The sequence below is a fragment of the Bacteroidia bacterium genome (assembly GCA_020852255.1).
Lineage (GTDB): Bacteria > Bacteroidota > Bacteroidia > JADZBD01 > JADZBD01 > JADZBD01.
In genome coordinates, this window is record JADZBD010000010.1 from 44,447 (window position 1) to 71,119 (window position 26,673).

The 26,673-nt window shown below is 46.0% G+C and carries 22 protein-coding genes and 2 tRNA genes; 11 read left to right on the plus strand and 13 right to left on the minus strand.

What is annotated here, in order from left to right; translation table 11 throughout:
- Position 1: 1 nt before the first annotated feature.
- Together IT233_06975 and IT233_06980 are read right to left on the minus strand one after the other, a co-directional pair.
- The gene (locus tag IT233_06975) at positions 2-715 is read right to left on the minus strand and encodes a ZIP family metal transporter (protein MCC7302367.1); all 714 of its coding nucleotides are present in this window, start codon (positions 713-715) and stop codon (positions 2-4) included.
- Positions 715-1,443, minus strand: a complete 729-nt coding sequence (locus IT233_06980) for a class I SAM-dependent methyltransferase (protein MCC7302368.1) — start codon at positions 1,441-1,443, stop codon at positions 715-717. The genes IT233_06975 and IT233_06980 overlap by 1 nt, the downstream gene beginning before the upstream one ends.
- Positions 1,444-1,509: 66 nt before the next feature.
- Here IT233_06980 and IT233_06985 point away from each other — a divergent pair, with 66 nt between their 5' ends.
- The 5 genes from IT233_06985 to IT233_07005 all read left to right on the plus strand — a co-directional run bounded on the left by IT233_06985 (position 1,510) and on the right by IT233_07005 (position 8,024).
- Positions 1,510-4,812 carry a SpoIIE family protein phosphatase gene (locus tag IT233_06985; protein ID MCC7302369.1) on the plus strand — a complete coding sequence of 1,101 codons (3,303 nt, stop codon included), beginning with the start codon at positions 1,510-1,512 and terminating at the stop codon, positions 4,810-4,812.
- Positions 4,813-4,893: 81 nt separating this feature from the next.
- Entirely contained in the window at positions 4,894-5,709 is an 816-nt protein-coding gene (locus IT233_06990; GenBank protein MCC7302370.1) for a hypothetical protein, read from the plus strand.
- Positions 5,710-5,871: 162 nt separating this feature from the next.
- Positions 5,872-6,420 carry a hypothetical protein gene (locus tag IT233_06995; protein ID MCC7302371.1) on the plus strand — a complete coding sequence of 183 codons (549 nt, stop codon included), beginning with the start codon at positions 5,872-5,874 and terminating at the stop codon, positions 6,418-6,420.
- 10 nt (positions 6,421-6,430) lie between these two features.
- The gene (locus tag IT233_07000; GenBank protein ID MCC7302372.1) at positions 6,431-6,811 is read left to right on the plus strand and encodes a DUF1987 domain-containing protein; all 381 of its coding nucleotides are present in this window, start codon (positions 6,431-6,433) and stop codon (positions 6,809-6,811) included.
- A 154-nt stretch (positions 6,812-6,965) separates the two neighbouring features.
- Positions 6,966-8,024, plus strand: a complete 1,059-nt coding sequence (locus tag IT233_07005; protein MCC7302373.1) for a hypothetical protein — start codon at positions 6,966-6,968, stop codon at positions 8,022-8,024.
- 155 nt (positions 8,025-8,179) lie between these two features.
- Here IT233_07005 and priA read toward each other — a convergent pair whose 3' ends face one another.
- Positions 8,180-10,660, minus strand: coding sequence for a primosomal protein N' (gene priA / locus IT233_07010; protein ID MCC7302374.1), 2,481 nt, complete (start codon positions 10,658-10,660; stop codon positions 8,180-8,182).
- Between the two features lie 30 nt (positions 10,661-10,690).
- A complete protein-coding gene (locus IT233_07015) occupies positions 10,691-11,887 on the minus strand; it encodes a class I SAM-dependent RNA methyltransferase (protein ID MCC7302375.1) in 1,197 nt (398 codons plus the stop codon).
- A 149-nt stretch (positions 11,888-12,036) separates the two neighbouring features.
- Between IT233_07015 and IT233_07020 the strand changes: the two genes are divergently transcribed.
- From IT233_07020 to IT233_07030, 3 genes are read left to right on the plus strand one after another with little or no spacing between them, the layout of a single operon-like run.
- Positions 12,037-12,927 carry a hypothetical protein gene (locus tag IT233_07020; GenBank protein MCC7302376.1) on the plus strand — a complete coding sequence of 297 codons (891 nt, stop codon included), beginning with the start codon at positions 12,037-12,039 and terminating at the stop codon, positions 12,925-12,927.
- 21 nt (positions 12,928-12,948) lie between these two features.
- Positions 12,949-13,371 (plus strand): hypothetical protein, encoded by a 423-nt coding sequence (locus IT233_07025; protein MCC7302377.1) that lies wholly within the window; start codon positions 12,949-12,951, stop codon positions 13,369-13,371.
- Positions 13,372-13,401: 30 nt separating this feature from the next.
- Complete coding sequence (locus IT233_07030; GenBank protein ID MCC7302378.1) at positions 13,402-16,473, plus strand: ATP-binding cassette domain-containing protein; 3,072 nt, start codon at positions 13,402-13,404, stop codon at positions 16,471-16,473.
- A gap of 4 nt (positions 16,474-16,477) precedes the next feature.
- Here the strand turns inward: IT233_07030 and IT233_07035 are convergent, their stop codons facing one another.
- Genes IT233_07035 through IT233_07055 form a run of 5 tightly spaced genes read right to left on the minus strand, consistent with a single transcriptional unit; the run spans position 16,478 to position 22,285 of the window.
- A complete protein-coding gene (locus tag IT233_07035; GenBank protein ID MCC7302379.1) occupies positions 16,478-17,125 on the minus strand; it encodes a response regulator transcription factor in 648 nt (215 codons plus the stop codon).
- Entirely contained in the window at positions 17,122-18,912 is a 1,791-nt protein-coding gene (locus tag IT233_07040; protein MCC7302380.1) for a tetratricopeptide repeat protein, read from the minus strand. The genes IT233_07035 and IT233_07040 overlap by 4 nt, the downstream gene beginning before the upstream one ends.
- A 22-nt stretch (positions 18,913-18,934) precedes the next feature.
- On the minus strand, positions 18,935-20,533 hold the full coding sequence (gene gldM, locus IT233_07045; GenBank protein ID MCC7302381.1) for a gliding motility protein GldM: 1,599 nt from the start codon (positions 20,531-20,533) through the stop codon (positions 18,935-18,937).
- A gap of 58 nt (positions 20,534-20,591) precedes the next feature.
- Complete coding sequence (locus tag IT233_07050) at positions 20,592-21,845, minus strand: N-acetylmuramoyl-L-alanine amidase (protein ID MCC7302382.1); 1,254 nt, start codon at positions 21,843-21,845, stop codon at positions 20,592-20,594.
- Entirely contained in the window at positions 21,842-22,285 is a 444-nt protein-coding gene (locus IT233_07055) for a hypothetical protein (protein ID MCC7302383.1), read from the minus strand. The genes IT233_07050 and IT233_07055 overlap by 4 nt, the downstream gene beginning before the upstream one ends.
- Before the next feature lie 26 nt (positions 22,286-22,311).
- Between IT233_07055 and arfB the strand changes: the two genes are divergently transcribed.
- From arfB to IT233_07070, 3 genes are all read left to right on the plus strand, one after another.
- Complete coding sequence (arfB, locus tag IT233_07060; GenBank protein MCC7302384.1) at positions 22,312-22,728, plus strand: aminoacyl-tRNA hydrolase; 417 nt, start codon at positions 22,312-22,314, stop codon at positions 22,726-22,728.
- 225 nt (positions 22,729-22,953) lie between these two features.
- Positions 22,954-23,026 (plus strand) — tRNA-Gly (locus IT233_07065).
- Positions 23,027-23,070: 44 nt separating this feature from the next.
- Positions 23,071-23,155: transfer RNA gene (locus tag IT233_07070), tRNA-Leu, on the plus strand.
- On the opposite strand, the gene IT233_07075 is transcribed toward IT233_07070, so the two are convergent.
- From IT233_07075 to IT233_07090, 4 genes are read right to left on the minus strand one after another with little or no spacing between them, the layout of a single operon-like run.
- On the minus strand, positions 23,137-24,672 hold the full coding sequence (locus IT233_07075; protein ID MCC7302385.1) for a recombinase family protein: 1,536 nt from the start codon (positions 24,670-24,672) through the stop codon (positions 23,137-23,139). The genes IT233_07070 and IT233_07075 overlap by 19 nt on opposite strands.
- A 52-nt stretch (positions 24,673-24,724) precedes the next feature.
- On the minus strand, positions 24,725-24,913 hold the full coding sequence (locus tag IT233_07080) for a hypothetical protein (protein MCC7302386.1): 189 nt from the start codon (positions 24,911-24,913) through the stop codon (positions 24,725-24,727).
- Between the two features lie 4 nt (positions 24,914-24,917).
- On the minus strand, positions 24,918-25,316 hold the full coding sequence (locus IT233_07085; GenBank protein ID MCC7302387.1) for a hypothetical protein: 399 nt from the start codon (positions 25,314-25,316) through the stop codon (positions 24,918-24,920).
- Between the two features lie 12 nt (positions 25,317-25,328).
- On the minus strand, positions 25,329-26,630 hold the full coding sequence (locus tag IT233_07090; protein MCC7302388.1) for a hypothetical protein: 1,302 nt from the start codon (positions 26,628-26,630) through the stop codon (positions 25,329-25,331).
- Between the last annotated feature and the right edge of the window lie 43 nt (positions 26,631-26,673).

The window sequence follows — 26,673 nt, forward strand, 5'->3', positions numbered from 1 at the left end:
TTTATAAGAGTATCCCGATTCCTGCGCCGGCAAGAATAATGAGCAGTTTGATGATATTGAACCGGTGGTTCTCGCTGGATTCGAACAAAATGGTGGTGCTTATATGCAGAAAGATTCCTACCACAAGGGCCATGGGATACCGGACGGCCGAATGCATATCCTGTACACAGGCACTAAGCCATTCACCTGCCAGTGCACCGGCCGGAGTCATGAGAGCAAACATCAGCAGCCACAGGATGGCCGTAGTTCGCCGGGTGCCACTTTGCAGAAGTAGTGTGCAGAGCGCAATGGAGATGGGAATATTATGAAGAATAATACCCGTAAAAAGAGAATGATGCGTGTGATCATCCCCCCCAAAGGTTTCCGCGAGCGGAAGTCCTTCAAGAAATGAGTGGACGGAGAGGGCAATCATCATCGTGAATGGGAAGCGCTGTTCCTGTTTGCTGTGAACATGGATGTGACCATGTTCAATTCCTTCAGAGAAAAACTCAATGATGATCTGAAGAATAAATCCTGCCAGAATAAATATTCCCACCTGGTGTTCCCCCTCGGAATACACTTCCGGCAACAGGTGCATAATACTAACAGAAAACAGAAACGCCCCGCTGAACGCCAGCAGCAATTTCAGAATGCGGGGCTGAACCTTCACAAACAGAACAAAGGCGCCTGATAACAGGACCCCTGCAACAAGGATGATATATTCCCAAAGTCCCATCAGGATTTTTCGGTTACAAATATAATTCTTGGAGAAGATTCCTGACTGAATTCTTCAAGCGAATAATCACCGTATCTGGCATGAATTATAAATCCGGCCTCCTTCAGGAGTTGTTCCAGCGCCACCGGACTATGATCGGTTATAGATTCGCAGAAATGGAAAATGTGAGTGCCATGCGCAACCTGAATCTGTTTTATGATCTTCCCGTGCTCGTGCCGGCGGCGGATCGTGAAACGGATCCCCTCGCGCTCTGTTGTTTCCTCCGGTACAAGATGATGAAGCGTAACAGCAGTATTCAGAAAGTCCAGTACCAGAAGTCCTTTCGGCTTCAGGGAATGATAAAAATTCTGCAGAATCTTCCGGTCGTCACGCACGGTACCATATCCGAAGCTCGAGAAGATATTTAGCACCATATCGTAATAGTTCGTGCGGAAAATACACCGCATATCCTGAACAAGGTATTCCTCTGCGCCCGACGAGCGTTCCCGCGCAGAAAGTATGGCTTCTTCGGAAAGGTCAATGCCGGTAACACTGAAGCCAAGTCCGGCCAGCATTCTCCCGTGGCGCCCGTTTCCGCAGGGAGCGTCCAGGATGCGCGATCCCGGACTGACCGGATGAGCATGAAGGAGCGCGGTGATGAACCTGGCTGCTTCTTCATCGTTTCGGTGACGGTACAGGATGGGATAGAATTCACTGTTAAACCAGCTCTTATACCATTCATGTTCCATCCGGATCAAAGGTAAGAACCGGAGCGGTAACAATGAAGAGCGATTTCTTTTATTATCTTTACCCCAATGAGGACGACTCGTCTTCCCTTCGCGTTCCGCTTATTTTTTCTTCTCATCTGTGCAGGGTGTGTGCAGGCGCAGGATCTGAAATTTTATCATCTTACAACCAAGCAGGGATTATCCCAAACCGTCATCAATTGCATGATCAAGGATTCCAGAGGGTTCATGTGGTTTGGAACCCAGGATGGTCTGAACCGGTATGACGGATACACCTTTACGGTGTTCCGGAACGACCCTGAGGATACCAACTCCATTTCCGACAACTATATCAATTGCCTGCTGGAGGATCAAGAAGGCAGAATATGGATCGGTACCAATGTGGGAGGCTTGAATGTGTATGATCCCGTTCTGAACAGGTTTGTCCGTTACCGGCACGAGGAGAATAACGACCAGTCGCTCAGCGACAATAAAGTCTTTTGCATTATGGCCGCTCCCGGCGGCGGATTTGTGGTGGGTACGGATAATGGCCTTAATTTTTTTGACGGCGAGAGCAATCGTTTCAGACGTTACCTGGCGGAGGACACGCCAAAGGCGCTGATTGATGCCAGTATCCGTTGTCTGGCCACCGACGAAAAAGATAACATCTGGGTTGGTACATTCAGGGGAGGGTTGCATCGCTTCCGGGCGCAGGAAGGGGTATTTGATTATTTCAGTCCGGTGGAACAGCAAATTCCCGGAGCTGTTGACAAGAGTGAGAAAATCCGGACGATTTACTGTGACAAGGATGGCTTATTCTGGATCGGAACCTATAACGGCGGAACCTTTCTCTTTGATCCGCTGAAGGAGAAATACCTGAAATGTTTTCTTGCAGACAGCGGGCCGGAAGGGATAACCCATAACTGGGTGCTATCCTTTGCGGAAGATAAGAGGGGAATGATCTGGGTGGCAACCAACGACAGTGGTTTGTGTTTTTATAATAAGAGCACCGGCAAATTCACACGGCAGTACTCGGATGAATTCGACCCACTGGGGTTGTCCAGTAATTCCCTTTCAAGCTTATTGTGCGACGAAACCGGAAACATGTGGGTGGGCACTTCAACGAATGGGGTCAATGTGTTTTTCAGGAACACTCTTAAGTTCAGCCATGTCCGAAGAAGAGTGGGTTCAGAAAATACTTTGCCGGACAAAATCATATACTGTGTTTACAAGGACAAAAGCAATCAGGTTTGGTTTTGTGCCAAGGGAGCCGAGTTGAGTAAGCTGGATCTTCAAACGGGAAAGTTCACGCACTACAAGGACGTTTGCGAGGCACAGAACAAAACGATTCTTACAATTTACGAATCTCCCAATGGGCTTTTCTACCTGGGTTCCTATGGCGGCGGAATTTCTATTTTCGATCCAGGGCAGGGCAGGGCAGTACCGATCAGAGACGATGAATTCAAGGGGGAGAAGCTTACAAATAAAACCATTCTTAATATCCGGGCAGATAAACTTGGACACCTCTGGATTTCTACCTTCGGCGGCGGCTTATTCCGGTTCGATCCGGTGAATTACGGACTGGAGGTGCTCAATGTTTCCAAAGGACTGGCGCATAACCGCGTACATTATTCCTACCAGGCATCGGACGGACTCATCTGGGTTGCCACACAAGGAGGCATTTCCGTTGTGGATCCCCTCACGTTTAAAGTGATCCGAAACTACAAGGCCGGAAACAGCGACAGCTCCATCACTTCCAATACGGTCTACTCATTCTATCAGGATCGCCAGGGAAATATCTGGGTAGCTACGGGTATCGGGCTTAACCGCATTTCCGCGGGAGACGGGAAAATTCAAAAGTTTTACCAGAAAGACGGGATGGCGAATGATAATATTTACGGTATTCTGGAGGATAAGAAAGGAAACCTCTGGCTGAGCACCAATAAGGGAATCACCCGGTTCAATCCGGGCACGAAGAATATTAATGGTTCGGCCTTTAAAAATTATGAAGCAATTGACGGACTCGCAGAAGGTGAATATTTGCAAGGAAGCTTTTTCAAAGACGCCGTAACCGATGAGCTGTATTTCGGGGGGAACGATGGGTTTAACACGTTTCTGCCGGAAAAAATAGAGGAGAATGAGCATATACCCCCAGTATTCATTACATCATTTAAGCGTTTCGGTAAAGAAGTACAGCTGGATACAAATATTCTGTACAAAAGGTTTATAGAACTTTCTTACCGGGATAATTTCTTTTCCTTCGAATTTGTTTCACTCGACTATACTCTTCCCGGGAAGAATCTTTATTCCTACAAAATGGAAGGAGTGGATGAGGACTGGAGCGCTCCAAGCACCATCCGCTACGCGTCTTATACCAACCTGGAGGGGGGCGACTATGTTTTCAGAGTGCGTGCTTCCAACAATGATGGTGTTTGGAATGAAGCTGGTGCAGTAATTCATATCCGGGTAATACCGCCGGTGTATAAAACAAAAACATTCTACGCGATTTGCGTAATACTGTTGCTGATTGGAATATGGAGCTTCACCAAGTGGCGAACAAGAGCCATTGAGAAGGAGAAAAAACTGTTGGAAGATAAAGTGGCAGAACGCACCGCAGAGCTGGCGCAAAAAAACCTGGATATTATGTCCAGCATTCAGTATGCCAAGCGGATTCAGGAGGCCATCCTTCCGGAAATGAAAGAGATACGGAAACATCTGCCGGATTCGTTCGTTCTATTCAAACCCAAGGATATTGTCAGCGGGGATTTTTATTGGTTCGGAACTAAGGGCGGAAAAAAGATCATCGCCGCAGTGGACTGTACAGGACACGGGGTACCGGGGGCATTCATGTCTATGATCGGAAATAACCTCCTCTCACAGATCGTTATGGAAAAAGGAATTACCGATCCTGGTCTGATCCTTAATGAGCTCAATGCCGGTGTCAGGGCCGCCTTGCGCCAGGGTATTCATGAGGTGGATACAAAAGACGGGATGGATGTGGCTCTTTGTGTGATAAACCCGGAAACACGCGAAGTGCAGTTTTCCGGTGCTTTCCGGCCTTTGGTAATTGTGCATGAAGGCAAACTGGAAAAGGTAGACGGCACCAAATTCCCGATCGGTGGTTCCCAAATGGACAATGAAAGAGTGTTCACTACCAGCGCCCGAACCATGGAAAAAGGTGATACTCTATATATGTTCTCAGACGGGTATGCCGACCAGTTTGGCGGAGAAAGAGGAAAGAAGTTTATGCTCAAAAAGCTGAATGAGTTGTTCCTCGCCATCCAGGAATTGGGAATGAACAGGCAGAAAGAGGAGCTGGATCAAACCATCGAAACCTGGAGAGGTCATCATGAACAGGTGGATGACATCCTCATCATAGGGGTAAGGCTCTAATAATCATATATTTATATATTTATTATCTTTGGGGGTAAACCCTCAGTTTTATATCTCGTCTTATACATTAAATCCCAACCTATGAATAAGTTCATTGTTCAGTTTTCCTTTTTTGGCCTGATAGCGGGGCTGTTTCTTTTAGGCTCCTGTAAGCGGGAGGAGCTGGATACAGAAACTGTATCTACAACAGATAACGCACTTTGTGAGTCAGAATTTCTCCGGATTTTTCCGGAGGCCAATGGCATAGCCATCGGTGAGGAAGGCGTGCAGCGCGTGGTTCCCGGTTTTAGCGTGTTTTCCGTTTGTCCGAACGACAGTGTGAATCCTGCCGATACACTTGACGGATTTCCGGTAACCCTGTTTCTGGATTTCGGTACCGGATGTGTTGGCAACGATGGAAAAACCCGGAAGGGAATGATCCGGTGCATCTTCATGAATCCCTATGACGGGGCCGACGACACCGTAAATATTTCACTGGATAATTATTATGTGAACGATATTCATTACGAAGGAACTGTACAGGTAATACGCAGTACCAACAGCTTTACTCAAACGGTGAGCAACGGCCGTTGCACCAAATCCGGATGGGAGATCCTTTGGAGCTCCACGCGTACTTGCACCTGGGTGAGCGGCCAGAACACACCTTCTGACCCCAATGATGATATTTTCGAGTTCACCGGTAACGCTTCAGGTACCAACCGCGAAGGAAAAACCTTCGATGTCACAATTACCAGTCCGCTCGTTCGCGGGAAGCATTGCGCCTACATTACCAAGGGTACTCTGGATATTACCCCGGAAGGAAAGAAAACCCGGACAGTTGATTTTGGCAATGGTGCCTGCGATAATAAGGCCACGTTAACAATTAACGGGAACACGTTTCAGTTCAATCTTCAATAGATCGTTTCAGCAAGCCTTGAAAGCCCCTGTTTTTAGGGGCTTTTTTGTTGATAGCCAGTCCATTAAAAAGTTTTGTATATCTGCGGAAATTCATGTAGGTTTGACAGGTTTTTCAGAAAAGGCCCTGCATCTTATTGCTTCGGCCTGAGGTAATTATCTGATATGTTGGACATCTTTGACTTTTATGATAAAATGGAGCGTAATAATATTATGCTCTCATTCAAAGGTGACATAACCTCTGAGTTGCTGACGTCCATCCTCCAGATTATGGAGTCGAAGCTGGATAACATGCAGGAAGAACCTAAGGTGAAAAGAAAGGTGTATAACGTTTTAGTAGAGTGCCTGCAGAATCTGTATCACCACATGGATGAAGTAGACAATTCGGATGTGACTTCCGACAGCGGGCGCTCCGCGATCTTTATGATTGGCCGGGTAGACAACCAGTATAATATCATTACCGGAAATTATATCAAGGTGGATAATGTAGAGTTACTGAGGGGAAGAATTGATAAAATCAATTCCCTGAGTAAGGATGAATTAAAAGAATATTACAAGGAAGTCCTGAACAACGGGGAGATGTCGCAGAAGGGAGGAGGGGGACTTGGCTTTATTGATATTGCCCGGAAATCAGGGGAGAAGCTGGCGTACAATTTCCTGAATGTAGATCAGAAGTATTCATTTTTTAGTTTAAACATCAAAATAGCACAATAAAAGCAATCGTATGGAAAAGTTGACCATTGAAGGAACTCCGAAGACCCCGACTATCAGCTTCGACTTTGGAACAGGAACACTGGAGATTAAGGGAAGATCAATTCCCGAGAACTCTATTGAATTCTACAAGCCGCTGGTTGAAACACTGGAGAAGTATTCTTCTAAACCGCAGTCGGCTACGGCCGTGAACATTCAGCTGGAATATTTTAATACCAGCTCATCCAAGTGTATACTGGATGTGTTCAAGAAGCTGGAGGCAATTCACAAGGGAGGAAGCCAGATTACCATCAACTGGTACTATGAGCAGGACGATGAGGATATGCTCGAAGCGGGAGAAGATTATCAGGCCATTATCAATGTGCCTTTCAAGATGATCCAGGTAGAGGAATAATCCCCTGCCTGTCTTGTTTTTCAAAATAAACGCGAACGGCGGTTAGTCGTTCGCGTATTTTTTTATCCGTGCCGGCACGTAGATGAATTTACCTGCCGGCACGGACATTTCTGCTGGCTCACAACTCGAATCTTTGCTGAAAACCACAAAGATCATGAAAACCAGGACATTATTACTGCTCGTACTCAGCGCAGGACTTAGCATGCCTATACTCGCTCAGCGAGAAGGCGACGAAGAAAGAAAACCCGGAAATACCAACACGAATTCCAACAACGGTCAGGAGGAATGGCCGGCGCCGGGGAATTACAGGGTAGAAACGCTTAAAAACAAGATGTATCCTTTCAATCTCTTCGTTTCGGCGGGGTTGATGTTTGATGCGGATCTGGCGAACTTTTCAAAGCCGGCGGGCGGTTCGCTGGCTTACGGTCGGGCACGCTATATTATCGGACAGCGTTTTTCGGTTTCCGGTATGGGAATATTCGGCGTGGGCAATCTGTATAACTCAAAGAACTATTCCGTCTTCGAAGGCCGTGCAACCTATTTCTTTAAGAAAGGAACGGAGCCAAGAACTGAAACAAAGAAATTCGGCAGTGAGGGAGGGTATGAGTACTCAGGAAGTTATACGGTGGGCGTAGGAACCTATACGGGTATCACGGGTTCGGTGAGTATGGTCAATCGTACTTTTACGAATCCTCAGGATACCCTTTTCCGCAGCTGGGAGTTGCATTACCTGCCCACCGATTCGATATGGCAAGACACCAAGAATGTGGGAGCGCAGGTTACAATGATGCAGTTCAGTTTCGGTTTTGCATACAGTTCTTCCCAGCACTACAAGGGAAGGTATAAGATCACATTCCCGTCAACCATAAAGAAGTCAGGGATCATACGTAAGAATAATGCCATAGACCTGTCTATGGAGATGTTGTATGCACCGGTAATCAGTGTGGGAAAAACCCCATTGGCCGTTGATACCCTCACCCAGGAGAATTCTCTTCAGCAATTTGAACTGAAGAACATCAATCTGAAGCACTTCGGATTCCGCTTCCAGGTGGAAGCACGCAGCGGCATTTTCGGCTTTCGCACCGAATTCGGATTCCGGCCCGGAGTGAAGCACCTCGCCAGCCAGAACGTTCCTAACCCCAAATTCGGAGACAAACTGGGGTCCCGCATTTATCTACAGCTTGGTATCGGCCTGAGCTTTGGCGCACTGTAGTCCGTTTCATCCTGCTCTCCGTGCCAGCACGGAGGCAGGAATACCTTTTTTCACGGATTTACCGGATCAGCGGGATGCATCACTTTTGAGGAAAATAACCACACATGATCATCATTGATTCAAATTACGGAGATATTGCAGGAAGCAATATCTGATCAGTACGGATCCACATCGGTTTGCACTTGCACCGGGCGGTAAGCGGGATCCTCCCTGAACCGGAGTATTATTTTTCGGACTCGGTTTTTTATCTCTGAAACAGAGGCCCCGGTTTCTATGCGGATGAGGATTTTTTTACGGTAATAATTCCGCACTCTCGGGATAATGGGAAATTCGGGCCCCAGCACGCGCTTGCCCAGCGGCTCTCTCAGCATTTCTGCAAAGGCGGCGGAGGCTCCTTCCAGCGTTGCCAAATCGCGGTGTAAAAGAAGAATTTCTATTAGTCTTGTTTCCGGTGGAAACCCAAGCTGAATCCGCTGGGATAATTCTTCGCGGAACATGGAGAGGTAGTCGTGTTTTGTTACACAGCGAATAACAGGATGGTCAGGATTCCGGCTCTGGATGATCACATTCCCTCTCTGTAATCTCCGTCCGGCCCTTCCCGCCACTTGTTCCATCAGCTGGAAGGCCCTTTCATGCGCGCGAAAATCCGGGAAACCCAGCAGTCCGTCTGCGTCCATTATCCCTACCAGCGACACATGTTCAAAGTCCAGCCCTTTGGTAATCATTTGGGTTCCCACCAATACCTGGATCTTGCCGTCCTCGAAATCTTTCACCAGCTGAAAATGGGCCTGTCTGGAGCGGGTGGTATCCAGATCCATCCTGCTGATACAAAGTCCGGGCAGGTATAAATTCAGTTCTTCTTCGATTTGTTCCGTGCCGAACCCTTTCAGTTTAAGATGGGTGTCGCCGCAGGCATGACAGGAGGCCGGCATAGCAGAGGTAGCACCGCAGTAATGACAACGGAGCTGATGAGATGTTTTGTGATATACCATACTTACATCACACTGTGTACAAACGGGCCTCCATCCGCACCACTGGCATTCCAGCACCGGTGCGAAGCCGCGGCGATTCTGAAATAGGATTACCTGTTCCCCGTTTGAAACTGCCAGTCGGATTCCTTCCAGCAACTGAGGGGAAAAATGCCCCTTCATGGTCTTTTCCTTCCACTCTTTTTTCAGGTCCACCACATGAATGTGAGGAAGCGCAGTACCTCCGTGTCTCTCCTCCAGCGAAACTAAACCGTACTTCCCTTCCGAGGCGTTGCGGTACGATTCAATCGAGGGTGTGGCAGACCCCAGAATCACTTTCGCATCGAAGAGCGAGGCCATAAAAATGGCGGCATCCCTTGCATGATAGCGCGGTGAAGGATCCTGCTGTTTGAAAGAGGCATCATGTTCTTCATCAATGATGATCAGGCCAAGATCTTTCCAGGGCAGAAAGAGTGAAGACCGTGCACCGATAATCATGCTGAAGGGAGCGTACGGGCCGCCCGGAGCGCACTTTCCGGTGAAATGTAAAACCGTATTCCATATCTCTACTCTTTCATTCTCATTGAACCGGCTGTGGTAAACTCCTACCGCTTCCCCGAAATACTTCAGGAGTCGTTCCAGCAGCTGAGTAGTGATGGCGATTTCAGGAATAAGATAGAGCACCTGCTTTCCCGCATCCAGGGTTTCGCGTATAAAACGGGTATAAATCTCCGTTTTTCCGCTGGAGGTTACGCCGTGCAGCAAACTTACGCGTTGCCGCAACAGGGATTGGCTGAGTTCTTCGAATGCAGCGCACTGTTTATCTGAGAGGGTCTTTTCCTTATCGCTCGCGCGCGTTGGCCTGAATCTTCCCACCTCCACTTCATATACTTCCAGTACCCCTTTTTTTACCAGAGCCGGAAGGGCGGATATGTCGTTGAGTTCGCTGCGTGTTACTTCACGTTCCTGCGCGCTGCTGATTCCGCTTCTCCGGATCATGTCGAGCAGAAGGTCTACCTGTTTGGGTGCCTTTTTTTCCAGGTTGTTCAATAGTTCACCCAATCGGTTTTCGTTCCGGAATTCATCCCTGAAGCGAACCCTGCTTTCCGTTTTTGCTTTGAAACGATCCTTGATCTCTTCTACCAGGCAGATAACTTTTTTTTCACGCATCGAACGGATAAGGGCATAGTTGCTTTTTGATCCGGTTACTGCGGCGATCTCCTGCATGCTGAGCTCTCCCTTCGAACGAAGTGCTTCCGCTACCAGAAATTCAGAATCCGTGAGCAAAGTTTCTGTGGCCGGCTCAGGAAACAAAACCACTTTTGTTTCACTGGAGAGTTTGAGCCCGGAAGGCAGAGCTGCGTTCAGCACATCGCCCGGATGAGCGATATAATAGTTTGCCACCCACTCCCAGAAAAGCAGCTGAACGGGATGAACAACAGGGTGATCGTCCAGTATGGTTTCAATGTATTTGGCGGTATAATGGGAGGGGGGTGTTTCGTGTATACGCCGGATGATGCCGGTGTAAAGCTTTGATTTGCCGAACGGAATAATAACACGCTGACCCTCGGTTACTGATCCTGAAAGTTCATGGGGAATACGGTAGGTGTACAGGTTGGGAACAGAAACCGGAACGATCACATCCGCGAAAAAAGTCTTGCGCTCCATCTCCGGCAAACCTAAGAATTCAAATCCGTTTCAGGAAGCTCCCTGCTTCTTGCTTCCCGTATACATTTCAAATTTCATGTACTTGCATTCCAGCGACCCGTTGAAAAGGGTGATTTTCCGCGACGCGTGCAATCCCAGGTGTTGTACCGCTTCCTTATCCGGAGAAATGATCCAGCAGGTGTAACCGGTCCAGTTCTTTTTCAACGCGTCTCCCATTTCCTTGTAGAGCAGGTTCAGATCATCTTTATCCATCCGTTCTCCGTAGGGTGGGTTAATGACGATAACGCCGGGACGAGCCCCTTCCGGAGGGCGAAGATCACGGAAGTCACTCCCGCTTACATGGATCATATCCCCGGTTCGGGAATTCCGGATGTTTTCCTTGGCTTTCTTCAACACATTGGGAGAAACGTCAGAGGCAAATATATCAATGTCAGATTCCCGGATTTTGTTCACCGACGACTGGTAAATTTTTTCCCACAGCTCAGCATCAAAGTTATCCCACCCCATGAAGGCAAAGGGCTGAATTTGTTTGGAGATGCCGGACATTCTGAAATATCCGGGGGGGATGCGGGCGGCGAAGAGCGCGGCTTCAATGGCGATGGTTCCGGAACCGCACATTGGATCAATGAAAGCGCTGCGCTGATCCCATCCGCTAAGGGCTACAAGTCCGGCCGCCAGCACTTCGTTCATGGGAGCAATATTGGTGGCACTCCGGTACCCGCGTTTATGCAATGATTCACCGCTGCTGTCAAGGGAAAGGGTGCACTGGTCTTCACGTATATGAATGTGGATGGGAAAATCGGGTGCTTCCAGATCCACGCTGGGTCGTGCCCCTTTTTTTTCCCGGATGCGGTCAATGATGCCATCTTTCACTTTTTGGGAAACAAAAAGTGTGTGATTGAAAAACGGAGAGTGAATGGCTGCATTCACAGCCAGGGTCTTCCGTACATCAATGAGATCTTCCCAGGGGAGTTTCAGGACCTGTTCGTACAGCTGGTCGGAATTCCGGGCCTTGAACTGCTGAAAAGGAACAAGGATGCGGATGGCAGTGTGCAGATTGAGGTTCGCCTTGTACAGAAAGCCCTTATCTCCTGCAAAAGAAACCGCCCTAGTGGCAATTTTAATATCTCTTGCTCCCAGCCCAAGCAGTTCATTGCCAAGTACTTCCTCCAATCCGGCCAGGGTAGTGGCTAAAAAGGGAAGGTTATCTGACTCAAGTTGTACCATTTTGGACAAAGGTACGGATAGGATTGAGGTGGCTCCGGAAGATTTTGAAAATGAGGGATTAATGGGCCATTTTTTAGGCTTTTTCTGTTTTTTTTATTGCAGAAAATGTTATTTTTACGGGCTTAGATTTTAATCTTAACACTCTCATTATGAATTTAAAACCCCTGAAGATCTCGGCCACCTTCCTGGCACTTTTCGCGTTTTCTTTCACCGGATGCGGACCGGGCGAGGAAGGCAACGGCACAGACGATGGTCCGAAAGACAGTACATCCGTGATAACGGTATCGGTGGATGGCAAGATATTTTCCATTCCATCTCCTATTCAGACAGCTATGCTCATCAAGCGTTCAGGAGCCGGCTACAATAAAGGATTTCTGAATCCGGCGGATAAAGTGAATGGGTATTCCATGCAAATGCAGAAGGCCCTTAATCTGGGGGTGTTCGGTGCTGATCTCGGATATGTAACGATGTATGATCAGAATCAGGATGCAATCGCCTATTTCCAGGCTGCCCAGAAACTGGCAGACGATCTGGGAGTAAGCGGCGCATTTGACAAAGCGCTGATCGAGCGATTCAAAACCAATATCGGGAAACAGGATTCCATGCTGGTGCTTGTGTCCACAGCCTACCGGTCTGCAGATAATTTTCTGAAGAATAATGACAAGAATGCTATCGGCGCACTCATTATTACCGGAGGATGGATTGAGTCACTCCATTTTGCCGTGAATGTTAATAAGGATAAAACCAATGAAGAAGTAAAGCAGCGAATCGCTGAGCAGAAAATATCCATTGGAAACCTGATCGGTCTGCTTGAAACCTACGCCGGACAGGAGGAATACAGCGAGATTCTCAACGGATTGCGTGAACTTAAAAGCGATTTCGACAAGGTAGAGTACAAATATGTTTATGAAAAGCCCGTCACCGACGAAGGAAATAAGCTGACCACTTTCAACAGTAAGACTACAGTGAACATTACACCGGAACAACTTGCTTCGATCACTGCAAAAGTGGAAAGCCTGAGAGCTCTTATTGTTGAATAAACGATCTAAAAAGGAAATACTATGCGTAAGTTTTTTATCATTGCCCTCTTTCTGACCGCAACCGGTGTGTATCACCGTGCGGAAGCCCAGTTCTGTGATACCATTGCGACCATCTGTTCCAAGCACATGACCGGACAATTCATTTCGGACGGACAAACGTACCGCGCGCTGCTCCTGAACGATCAGTATGCGGAGTTTCATACCACCTTCTACGGAGGAACTACCTACCGGATCTGTGCCTGCAGCGGTATGACAGACGGCAACCTGATCTTCACCATCAAGGATCAGGACGGGACGGTTCTTTTCACAAATAAAGACTTCAAAAACGCGCCGTACTGGGATTTTAAAATTACTTCCACCATCGATTGCTCCATAGAGGCGGCCCTTAATCCGGATACCCAGGCGAGCGGTTGCGCGGTGCTACTGATCGGATTCAAGCAGTAAGTATATTTTTTCTGATTACACGATTCCCCCATGAGTGAGCGGATCCTAAAAGCGCTAATGCAACTCTTCGCTATTATTGCGAAGGTTGACGGCGTAACTTCCTCCAGCCGGGGTATTGTTCAGACTTTTCTTAAGCAGTTACTCAGCAATGAGCAGGTAGAAGCTTATCTGAAAATTTTTGATGAGTTTCTGGAGGCACACCACCAGGTTTCGAAACGGAAAGACGGAAGTGCGAAGCGCACTTCGCTCAACTCCGTGAAGGTACTCAAGATCTGCACGCAGATCAATGCCGAACTGGAACAGAAGCAGAAGATTGTTGTACTCGTCCGGCTGATCGAGTTTATCCATTCCTCCAACGAAATCTCGGAACAGGAACTGGAATTTGTTCAAACCGTGGCGGAGACCTTTAACGTAGAAAGTGAGGAGTTCAAGCGTATACTTGGATTTATTCAAAGCCCGGAGAGTCAGGTTCCCGATTCCGCCAGCACGCTGGTTGTTGATCACCACAAGGAGAATCCTTATCAGCTGTCGCGGCATATTCATTCCGAAGGAATGAACGGACATCTTCGGGTGCTGTACATTGATTCCGTGGACATGTACATCATCATGTATTTCGGCACAAGTGATCTGCTGCTGAATGGGCAGAACATTGCACCGTCAAAGGTTTACATCCTAACCCCAGGTTCTTCCATCCGTTCTTCTAAAGTAGCTCCGGTCTATTATTCGGATATTCTGGCGGCCTACCTGACCGATAAAACCAAGGCCAGGATATCTTTCGTAACCCGGAACCTTGATTACAAATTTAAGAACGGTAAACTCGGACTTCGAAACATAAATATTACAGAGGAGAGCGGAAAGCTCATTGGGATCATGGGAGGTTCCGGTGCAGGAAAATCAACCCTTCTCAACGTATTGAATGGCCAGGAGACTCCCAGCGGGGGGGCGGTGCTGATCAACGGAAAGAACATTCATACCCAGCGCAGGGAGGTGATGGGAGTGATCGGACACGTTTCACAGGACGACCTTCTTATTGAAGAGCTCACCGTTTTCCAAAACCTTTTTTATAATGCCAAGCTTTGTTTCGGGAATCTCTCGGATGCAGAGATCACAGAAAAGGTAAACAAAGTGCTGATGGATCTCGGGTTGTTTGAGAAAAAGGATTTGAAGGTCGGTAATCCCCTGGAGAAAACTATTTCCGGCGGGCAGCGGAAGCGTTTGAACATCGCGCTTGAACTGATCCGGGAACCCAATGTGCTGTATGTGGATGAGCCTACATCTGGTCTCTCTTCCCGCGATTCGGAGAATATAATGGACCTCCTGAAGGAACTGGCCCTGAAGGGAAAACTGCTCTTTGTGGTGATCCACCAGCCCTCTTCCGAAATCTTTAAAATGTTTGATAAGCTCATTATCCTTGATGTGGGCGGATATCCCATCTACTATGGCAATCCTGTAGATGGTGTGATCTACTTTAAGCATGCGATCAATCACGTGACGGCCAATATCAGTGAATGTGTGGAATGCGGTAACGTGAACCCGGAACAGATTTTTAATATTATTGAAACAAAGGTGGTGGACGAATACGGCGGGCTTACCAACAACCGTAAGATCTCTCCGCCGGAATGGAATGAGCTGTACAGGGAAAAGATCGAGTCTAAAATTCCTCTGATCGAAGAGCATACTGAAATACCTCCGGCTACATTCAAGATCCCGAACAAGATCAGTCAGTTCATGGTGTTCATGATCAGGGACGTAAAAGCGAAGCTTACCAACACGCAGTACCTTGTTATTAATCTCTGCGAAGCACCGCTGCTGGCATTCATACTCGCCTACCTTGTGCGGTATTACGATACGGATATTTCCAATACCCTTGGTTATATCTTCAGGGAAAATGCGAACCTTCCTGCATATCTTTTCATGTCGGTGATCGTGGCCCTGTTCATTGGTCTTACCGTATCCGCTGAGGAGATCATCCGGGACCGGAAGATTCAGAAGCGGGAATCCTTTCTTAACCTCAGCCGCAGCAGTTATTTATTGAGCAAGATCAGTATCATGTTTGTGCTTTCCGGCATTCAAACCATCTGTTTTGTGATTGTTGGCAATCTGATCCTCGATATACGCGGGATGTATTTTGACTACTGGCTGGTGCTTTTCTCTACCTCCTGTTTTGCAAACATGCTGGGACTGAATATATCTTCGGCCTTCAATTCCGCGGTTACCATTTATATTCTGATTCCCTTCCTTCTGATTCCTCAGTTATTGCTCAGCGGTGTAATTGTAAAGTTTCATAAACTGAATCCCACGATCACCAGCCAGAAGAACGTACCGGTTACCGGAGAGGTAATGGCATCGCGGTGGGCCTTTGAAGCGCTGGCAGTAAATCAATTCATTAATAACGATTTTGAAAGGCAGTTCTACCCCTACGAAAAGGCTATCAGCTATGCAGATTTCAAGAAAAACTACTGGCTGAGTAAGCTGCGTGCAAAACTGGAGGGATGTGAATCCATTCTGAATGATCCGGCGAAGAAGGATCAGCTGGCCGCAGACCTGCAATTATTGCATGATGAGCTGGCAGCGGAAACCAAGAGGATAAAGAATGTGAAATTCCCCGAGCTGGAAATGCTGATGCCGGGAAAGTTCAGTTCTTCTGTTGCCGATGGGGTGAAATCGTATTTTGATCAGATCAACAAGATCTACATCAAGCGATCCAACGAGAACAGTAATGAAAAAGATAAAATTGTTGCAGGGAAAGTAAAAACGGAGGCATCTAAAGAAGAGTTCCTGGCGCTGAAGAACGCCTATGAAAATGAGTCGCTCAACGACCTTGTTAAGAACGGAACGGAAATGGACCGGATTATTGAAAAGGATGGCGAGATTATTCAGCGTGCCGATCCCATATTTCTTGACCCCGAAGGATTTAAATCTCACTTTTTTGCACCGAGGAAAAAGGTCTTCGGTAAGTACTACGATACATACTGGGTGAATATCGGAGTAATCTGGATGATGAGTATTACCCTTGCGGTAACGCTGTATTTCGATTTGCTCAAGAAGCTGCTGGACTGGATGGGGGATGTGTTCTCCCGTTTCGGAAAAAAGCCTGCCTGATCCTTCAGATCAGCTTGTTCTCCATTGCGTATTTGATCAGCCCCACTACGGATTTGGTATCGGTTTTCCTGAAGATATTTTTCCGGTGCGATTCTACCGTGCGTTCGCTTATAAACAATTGTTCTCCGATCTGTGCATTGCTCAGTTCTTTAGCGATCAAACGAATGATCTCCAGTTCACGGCCGGTTAGAGTGACTGTTTTCTTCTCTTCCCGTTTTTTTGCACGCTCACTCATGGTGCGCATCATCTCTGCTGAAACCTCCTGACTGAAATACAATCCGCCGTCATTCACTTTGCGAATGGCTTCCACCAGTTCATTCTTTCCTGTATTCTTCAGCAGATAACCGGAGGCGCCTGCATCAAGCATGTCGGAAATCTGAGACGGATCACCGAACATAGAAAGAGCAATAATCCGGACACCCGGAAGTTCTTCCTGAACGCACCTGGCAAGTTCAATTCCGTCCATCAAAGGCATACTGATATCAGAGATAAGGATATGAGGTTTTATCTTCCGGAGCGATTCCAGCGCCGTTTTCCCGTCAGAGGCCGTGCCGGCAATGCGAATATCGTCCACTCCTTCCAGCAAGGCACGCAGGCCGTCAATCATGATCTGGTGATCATCGGCGAGAAAAACCTGAATAATATTTTTCATACCGGTATTTCAATGTTCAGGGTGGTACCTTTACCCGGGCGAGAGTCAAAGGTAACATTTCCGTTGAGTGACTCAACGCGTGTAACGATATTCCTGATTCCGATGCCGCTATGTCCGGTAAGTGAGTCAGGATTAAATCCTTTTCCGTTGTCTTCAATCATCAGCGAAATCACATCCGGATGGCGGATAAGCTGGATCGAGACCGAGGTAGCGCCCGCGTGTTTGAGGATGTTATTCATCCCCTCCTGAACGACCCTGTATAAAATAGATTGAATAACGCTGTCGCTGACCTCTTCCATGCCGTGGCATTCCAGGGTTACGACCGGCTCGCCGGCGGGAAGCTTGGAGAGAAACTCCCGAATGGCGGCTCCTATTCCGGATCGCCTGAGGGCACCGGGCATCATAACATGTGAAATATTGCGAACCTCTCTCACGGAATCGTCGGAAAGGGAAAGTAGTTTCTCATGAACATCCGGTTGAAGGTGATTGTCTTTTATCGAAGAAAGATTCATTTTTAAGGCAGACAGGGTTTGTCCAACTCCATCGTGCAATTCCCTGGCGATGCGCTGGCGTTCTTTCTCTTCCGCTTCCACGATTGCTCTGGTTTTGTTCACCTGTTCGCGCAACATGGCTTCATCGAAAAGCGCCCGCTGCTTTGCACGGTAACGGTAATAGAAGAGTAACCCTGCCATAAGCAGCAGAAGTGTTCCCGATATCAGCGCGAGAATCCAGTTTCTCGAGCGTGCGAGCGCCAGTTGCTGACCGGTATTTGTTTCACGAAGTTCCAGGTTTTCTTTTTCTTTCTTCGCTGTTTCGTAGCGGGTTTCTATTTCAAGCAACTGGCGCGTGCTTCGTTCGTTCAGTATACTGTCTTTTGTTGATTTGAATTTTCTGTGAAAGAACAGCGCCTTTTCAAAATCATTCCGGTCAGAATAAAGCTGCGACAGTTTTTCATACGTGTGAGCAGCGAGATCCGCGAATTGTATCTTTTCGGAATAGGTAAGCGAGCGTATAAAATGCTCTTCTGCGCGGAGCAGATCTTTCATCAGGTAATAAGTTTCACCGAGATTATTAAGATTGATAGCCACGGCAAAATCATCGCGCAGCGCTGTGCGGATCACTAATGCATCTTCCAGGAAGCGGATGGCACGGCGAAACTGCCCCAGGTTACCGTAACAACCGCTGAGGTAATCATACGAATAGGAGAGTCCCAGCGAATCATTGTATTTCATATTCACAACTACTGCACGCTCGTAAAAGGATATCGCTTTTTGATAATTACCTTGTTCTTCATAAACGGCTCCCAGGCCGTTGTATCCTGAGGACAGGAGTGATTCCCGGCCGGCAGCCGAAAAAAGCTCGTTGGCTTTGAGAAAATGATCAGCCGCTTCATCGTATTTTTTCAATTTCTTTTTATAAACCCCCAGGTGGTGATGTGCATGTCCGGCTCCTTCTTTGTCTCCGCATAGTTCAAATGATTCAAGAGCCTGCAGGTAGGATTTAAGCGCTCCTTCGTATTTGCCAAGGAAGTACATGGCGTTCCCTTTTTCAATACAGGCATAACCATGCAAACTGCTTTTGGCGGGCGTAAGCCGGATTACGGTTCCGGAGAGTTCCGCTTTGAGTTCATAGTTCTGCCGGCCGTTTGCCTTGATCCAGTTGAAGATGAACCGTGCCCTGGAGGTATCAGGGTGGATATGCTCCGAGGCAAGCAGCAGCGAATCTGCGGTTCCTGCCAGTGCCGGAAGGGAAAGAAAAAATAGTTGGAGACACAAGAATGCTCTCATGCCTCCAAAATACTAAAGATTCCTAATTACAGATCTTCATAAAGAAGTTTCCTGTTTTTGGAGCCCCGTCGGGCCCTACCATTTTTACCTCCTCGAAGTAGAAGATGGTCCCTGTTCGCCCGGCTCTGCGAATGAGATCTTTCATGCGTTCAGTCATTAGCCCGTTATCAGATGTTTCTGTAACCGGAACGCCGTTGAGCAGGGCGCTCAGTTTAAACGATTTTACCTTAGCAGAGATATTCTTATAAACAAAGTCTTCCGGATATACCGCCATTGGTCCGTACGCAGCGAGAAGTTCATTTTTTGTAATAAGGGGAGTGGTTTTTCCGCCAATGCCGGGAATAGGAGATGGCAGAGGCATTACCCTCAGGGTGATGTTTCCCATTGTCCGCGTTTCCCCGTTTATTTTCGCATAAACGTTCACCTTCATTTGTCCGACCCTGCCGGGGGTTACATTAAATTCGCCGTTAGCGGAGCGAACAATGTTCCCTTGGTCAGGAACCACGGTTACATCCGCGCCGGCTACCCCCGGACAGGATACGGAGAGGGGATTTGGTACGCCCATGTACACCACGTTCATCATGGTTGGACTTACTGTTGCCGAAGGCCGGGCTACCATGTACTCAGATTTGAACGGGTACTTCCTTCGTTCACCTTTGGAATTGGTCATCACGATCTGACCTCCCCATTTTACAAGTCCCTCTTTAGTGGTTTTCATCTTGTACATACCGGTGCCGGATTTTACTTCGATGGAATCAACAGATCCGTTGAATCCGTTACCGTCGGCAGTAAGTTCGCCCACAAGAACCTGCGGGTTTTTTGTTTTATTGTAAGCAGCGAGGAAAACTTCCGCGTTGTATTCGTCTCCCAGCAACACGTAACTGCTGGGAGCGATCACTTTTGCCGCAATGGTATCAAAGCGTACATCTGCATCCCAGACCTTTTTAAAAAGGTACTCCACCACGTCCGATTCCGCCTTTCTTATCTGGTTTTCAATGCATGAAAGGTTCGTAACGATGCCGGCCAGCGGAACGTTGTAAAAGTTATAGAGTTCCCAGTTTTCGTTGTTTTGATTCTGGACCGGATCATTCGTGTTCAGGCTGATCTTTACAAGGTCTTTATCTTTTTCATCAATGAAAGACTCAAGGAATTTCCGGTAGGCGGCGATCTTATTTTTTAGTTCTCCCGCTTTTCCGGCCGAACCGTCTTCGGAGTTACCGATCATGATATAATTCGGAACATTGGAGTCATCCTTTTTCTCCACATTGCCAAGGTAGATGGTGTCCGCCTGCTCGGGGGTGAGGCCTTCCGTTTCACGGACGAGTTCCTTTTTCATGCCGGAGATGTATTCGAGAAAGAGGGCTGATTCCTCCCTGATTTTTCTGGCTTTTTCCCAATTCGGTCTTACTTTTTTCTCGTCCAGCAGTTTTGCATTGTCAAAAGCTGCGTACTGGGATTCAGTTTTACTCCGGAAATTTTCATTGGTCGCTCCCAAGGCGTCGTTCACGAGCACAAAAGCATCAAGAATTTCCTTTGAAACATTCAGAGCGAGAATGGCAGTGAGCACGAGATACATCATCCCGATCATCTTCTGCCTTGGGGTTTCTTTTGCACCGGCCATGGTCTTCAGTTTTTAGGTTTCTGAAGCTCTTAATGCCGTACGGGAGAAAAAGATACAATCAGTTTGAAAAATATTCTACGATACCTTTCAGATAGGCGTCGGCGACCTGTTCCAGTCGTGGTGGCACCGGGGTGGTCCGGAGGGCTGATAAAGTGAGTGCAGAATACTCTTTTTTATTGTCCTGGTACAACGTTTCACCGTATACAACAGGGCAATGGGGCAAACGGGTCAGGGCGAGGTTACGGGAGAACACGCCAGGGGTGCCGGTGAAGATGCAGTTTTCGGAAAGATAACCGGCATCGCCGGCGGTGGCGGCAGGAACACCCAGAATTTGTGTGAAGTATTTACAGATTAGCCCCGCTGCCTTTACACTGCGTGGGTAATGATCGGAAACCATCAGACGAAGCAGATTGAAGCGGGCTTCTTTTTTTCCAAGCGCTCCCGGAAAGATAGCCCCCGGAACAAAACACATGGTATAGTTCCGCGAAGAGGTTCGTGTCCAGCCTTCGTTTTTCTCGTCTACATTGAAGTGTATGATGATGGCAAGGTGGGCTTCAAAGGCATTGATCTTCCGAGCCCTTTCCCGGAGATCTTCCTGAAGAAAGAACTCCCGGCAAACAAATTTTTTGCTGCCGGATTTAAGCAATGTGTTTTTTTCTTTCAGCGATAGATAACCCTGCGCGAAGGCGGAATCAATGCATTTTTTCCGGTCTTCCTTCCACCATTCCTCAAATGACTTTCCGTAAGCCGTGTGGTTATCTTTTGATCTGGTAAGCAGAACGGTGGCTCCGAGTTTCTCCAGTTTCGTTTTCAGCAGCAGGGCGGTGATAAGGGTTAGCTTTCCCTCTATGATTGTATCGTTTTTAGGGATGCCTTGCAGACTGTCTTTCTTCAGTTGCACACTTTTGCGCTCAAGGCGGGCGGTGGCATAGTCTCCGCCGAAATGACCGGGATCGATGGCAATGCGGATTCCCTTCAGAGGCAGGGTGTCTGATGTTGAACCTGGATTTATCTTCTGCGGTGGCAGGGGGAGGAAGCTGCCTTTCAGATACTCTGACCAGTTGGTGGTGAAGGGCCGCCGGAAATAGTACGATGCGCCCGACAGGGAACCCGCGGGCAAGCGGAATTCAGGTTTCACGGATCCCGGAGCAAAAACAGCGAGGTTGCCGGCGCTATCAAAGGAGAAATTGCCGGGCAGGTGGCCGTCCCAGAGCAGGTGGGGAAGGCGTTGATTCAATTCAGTAATTGCTTCATCCTTCCCGGTAAAACAGCAAAGGGCGGCGGCGAGAAGCGGGAGGATAAGTTGTTTCACAGGATATCGTATACGATACTTGTAAAGATGCGTTTGCCTTTTTCGTTATAGAAGTGCACGATTGTTTTTCCACGGTCGCAGCGGCGGATCTCTTTTCTTCGCAGAACACCGTTCCCGTCGTAGGTTTTTTCGATGGTTTTTACTTCGTAACATGGCCTGCCAACAGAGGCAATCTTTGTCACATTCCGGTAAATGGTTTTAACCCTGCCATTGGGATGGTACTCTTTCTGAAAAACAACGGTTTTTTTAAAATTATTATCGGCGTCGTAACCTATGGACTGCGCGGTTCTCACGCGGGTGTATTTTTTAAGCTGACCGCTTTCGAAGTACTCTTTTGATTTTTTGGTTACCCTGCGTATTCGTGAAGCAGAACATGGGAGGGAGATAAGTCCTGCAAGCAGGAGGAAAAGTGTACATTTGATTCCCAGACTTCTTCCCATAACACTAAGTTACAAAATCAGGAAATATGATCAGCGAGGAGAGGTTCCGTCAGATCCTGAAGGAAACAGAGTTTCGGGCCAGCCGGAGTAGCGGCGCGGGAGGTCAGCATGTGAATAAAGTTTCGTCGCGCATTACGCTTGTCTTCTCCATCACAGAATCACGGATACTAAGTGGTGAAGAGAAGCGAAATCTTCGCATCAGGTTGGGAAGCAGGCTCACTTCGGAGGGTATACTTCAGGTACATTCTCAGGAAAGCCGTTCGCAATTCAGCAATAAACAGGAAGCGGTGCGGAAGTTGAGAAGTATTCTGAACGGAGCATTGAAGGAGCGAAAGAAGCGGAGAGCAACCAGACCAACAAAGCGTTCAAAGGAGCGGCGACTGGATTCAAAACGCCGGCGTTCAGAGATTAAAAGAGGGCGGCGGGCGGATGGGGATAGTTAGATGTAAGCCGTTGTATATTATGCTTTTAGATCTTTGTTGTATAATAGAAAAAGTAGTAGATTTGCAATCCTTTTGCGGGAGGGGTTCGGCAAGTTCACCATGACGACTCGCCGCAGGGGTTGAATATATTTTAGAATAAAAGCGGGAATAGCTCAGTTGGTAGAGCGTAATCCCGCCGCGGCGGATTAAGGTCGCCGCAGGGGTTGAATATATTTTAGAATAAAAGCGGGAATAGCTCAGTTGGTAGAGCGTAACCTTGCCAAGGTTAAGGTCGCCGGTTCGAGACCGGTTTCCCGCTCAAACCCTCCGAAGCGTAAGCATTGGAGGGTTTTTTTACACCCTGCCTGGGTGGTGGAATTGGTAGACACGCAGGACTTAAAATCCTGTGGCCATTGCGGCCGTACGGGTTCAAGTCCCGTCCCGGGTACAAGTGGGAAAACCTGAATTATTTTCGGGTTTTCCCACATTTTTTACTCTAAGCAAAGTGCTTATATTCAAAGAGTTGGCGTAAAACATAGGGTTGATCAATTCGGTTCGACCACCTATGTTTTCCTTGGTAAAACCACCCCAAAAAATGCCCTTCAAGAAGTCTTGTTTTCCATCTACACCGGCTTGATTATAAATCCAGTTTAGGTCAGCAAGGTATGGAAGGTGGGTTTCGTACAGCTCCCTGGTCTTAGAATCATCCTTAGTAAGTTCAGCCATTTCAATCTTCTTGTTATTAAGTTCTTTTGAGAACGCTGGATGCCATTTATCGTAAGTGGTTTGATTTATTTTATTTGAAATATACTTTTCTTCCAAAGCGTCCAACTTTTCGCTTATAATAGCATATTCTGAAGTTACTTTTTGAAGTCTATGATTGCGGTCTTTTAAGCTCATATCAAATCGTATTGATGTTTCTGTTTTAAGTGCTTGTATATAATCAGGTTGTAAGGAAAGATATTTTAATATTTCTCCTATTTCGCTGTGAACCTTATTAGCACTGTAATTCTCTCCATTACATTTTTTGCAACGGTAGTAATAATAGAAAGCTGATCTACCTTTTGATTTTCCACCAGTAAGCAATCCTCCACAAGTCTGACATAAAATAAACCCACGCAAAGGAACATTATCATCAATTAGTTTTGGCCCCTGCGGACGAATTTTCTCTTGCAGTTTATAGTAAGCCTTCCAAAATAATTCTGTTGGAATAATTCCATCGTGTGTGCCTTTTACAACTTTTGTTTTTTCATCCTTATAAGATGGTGCTTTAATCAATCCACCATAAACATGATTGGATAAAACTCGATAAAGAGCATCGTGTCCTTTAAGTTTAAATCCTCTGTCACGGGCTTTTTTCATAATTATCGGAAACGGTTCATCATCCAAAAAATCCTTATAAATATCCTGAACGATTTCCTTTTCTTCGTGATTAACTAATATAATTGGCTTGTCTTCTTCATCACGAGCATTGTCATAGCCGAAAGGAGCCGGCCCTAAAAATCTTCCCTGTGTTTTTGCTGACCAAATTCCAAATTTGGATCTGTCAGAAATAACACGTCTTTCAAATTCAGCAGTAACAAGTAAGTCTGCTCTCATCTTAAAAAAATAAGGCGAATGCGGATCAATAAAAAAGTTCTCCATGACAGAGAGTAATTTTATATTCCACTTTTGCTCCAGCTTTTCTATAAAAGCTAAGCCTTCAGCAGCGTTACGAATTAAACGGTCATATTTTGTTACAATTAAATAATCAATTTTATTTTTATTTTGCGACAATGCTTTTTCAAGCGCTCTCCAATTTGGGCGGTCAAAATTTTTAGCTGAATATCCATCATCAATAAATGTTTCTGTTACTTGTATGCTGTGTTTCTCACCGAAGTCATCATTCATTTTTTTCTGACCTGATAGACTGAAATTTGACTGATCTTCTTCAGATATTCTTATGTATTGATATGCTTTTTTCATATAATTATATTTCGTTATAGACTTACTATATTTCGTTTATAACAAATTTACGTTATTTTTCGGACATACTTAATATGCTCTTGACAAAAATATTAGCCATTAGTCTAATTATCTTCTTCTCATCCTCTGAAAGCCCTTCCAAATGCTTTTCTCGCACCGAATTGGAATGTGCAACTTCTAAAGAAGTACCAGGTACTTCCTTTTCAGTAATGAGTTCATTTGTTTTAACCTCTGTTTTCATTTGTTCAAGAAACAGCCGTTAATAATTCAATAGTTGAAAGGCGCTTAACGTATTTATTTTCATTGTATAAATGAGGCTTCAGCTCCCCTTTTGTTTCACAAATCACAATGTTGGCCTTTAAAAATTCTATATTATTTTCTTGGGAAATTTTCTTCAGATAATCAGATAAAGAATTGACTTTTGTCTCATCGTACTCTTTGCCAAAGAACTCTACAATGGCTCTTATGCTAAGTGTTTTGAGAAATTTATTTTGATCGTATAAGTGAATAGAAACCTTACCTATTATGACATTTATTACCAACCTTGCATTTGCAGATTCGATGTTTTCTTCTGTTGATTTATGGAGCAGGAACTTGTGAACTCTTTTGCTCGCTTGTTTTTCAATGTTGAAAATGTTTAACATGATTTTATTTTTTTAGTTATTGTAAGAAATCTGTCTATATGTTTCATGTTGCAATACCGCAGCATGAAAGCGTTGTGTTAATAATGGATCATTAAATTTTCCAATAGTATTTTCACACTCTCTGAATAGTTGAATTGGCGGCACTTTTCGGACAGTATCTTTTTTTTCATTGTTTTGATACTTGCGGATTATTCGGCTCAAAGTCAATTCACGTTGAACTTCTTTTTTTCTAACCTGGTCATCCTGATGCCATTTTTTTGTACCTACAAAACCTTTTGGATTGTTAGTGTCAAAATAGATATAGGGTAGTGGGACAAAGCGATGTGCCGGATCTTTTTTGATATATTTTGCAACAAGAGAAATTCGCTCAACGTAGTGTTGATGAGTGTTTGATAACTTTGATGTAGCAACCGGATCATAAAGTTTTTGAATTAATTTTTTTGCAATTAAAACCTGTCTGTCTGTTAAATCTACATTCTTGTAAAGTAGATTTCGGGCCATAAGCCACAACAAACTGACGTAAAGAGATAGGGAATTGTCGCGAGCAGGATCGGGCGCAAAATTTTTGTAGCCTGATTTGTCTGCTCGCGAAGCAATTTCCCCTGTATCGTGAATATTTTTTTCAAAATTTTCTTGTTTTTCAGAAACTGACTTGGCAATTTCCCCTGTGTTTCCAGTCCTGTTTCCAGTATTGTAGCTTGTAAAAATTTCATTCGTGAGCGAGAGTGAACTCCTTTTAAAATCGTTGCCAGTAATTTCAGATGCAGTTTGTGATGAGTTATCAACCGCTATTATTATATTATTTATTTTGTTACTTGTGTTACAAGAATATGTATCTGGACAATTTGTCTTTTGAATTTCTAAAAGGTGCGATTTTGCTTCATTTTCCTTAGCTTGACCTAATGCCTCCTGGAACTGTTTTTTTACGTTATCAACATTTAATTTCTGCTTTACTAACAATATATTGGGGTTTATTAACAGCTCATAATTGGAGTTTGAGCCATGAAATATTTTGTTGGTGATAATTCCGGCAGCTTGAAGTTTGAGAATATGGCGCTGTATTGTCCGGGAGCTGCACTTAACAAGTTTTGCAAGTTGTTTATTGTTAGTTTGAAGGGAAGGAAGTTTTTCTATATCTACTTCCTGATATCCGTTTGTCTTGAGTAACGAAATACCATAAATTCTTATGATCTCTTTAGCGGTCATTACAGCTCCAGTTCTTAATCTCTGTGAACCTTTCTCCGCCCTTTCGTTAAATAAGTCAATAAAGCAATCTAAGGCTTTATAGGCCGTTGGATAATGAATTACAATCATGTGAAAATATTTTTTGCTATCGTCCGAATTGATAAATAAACAT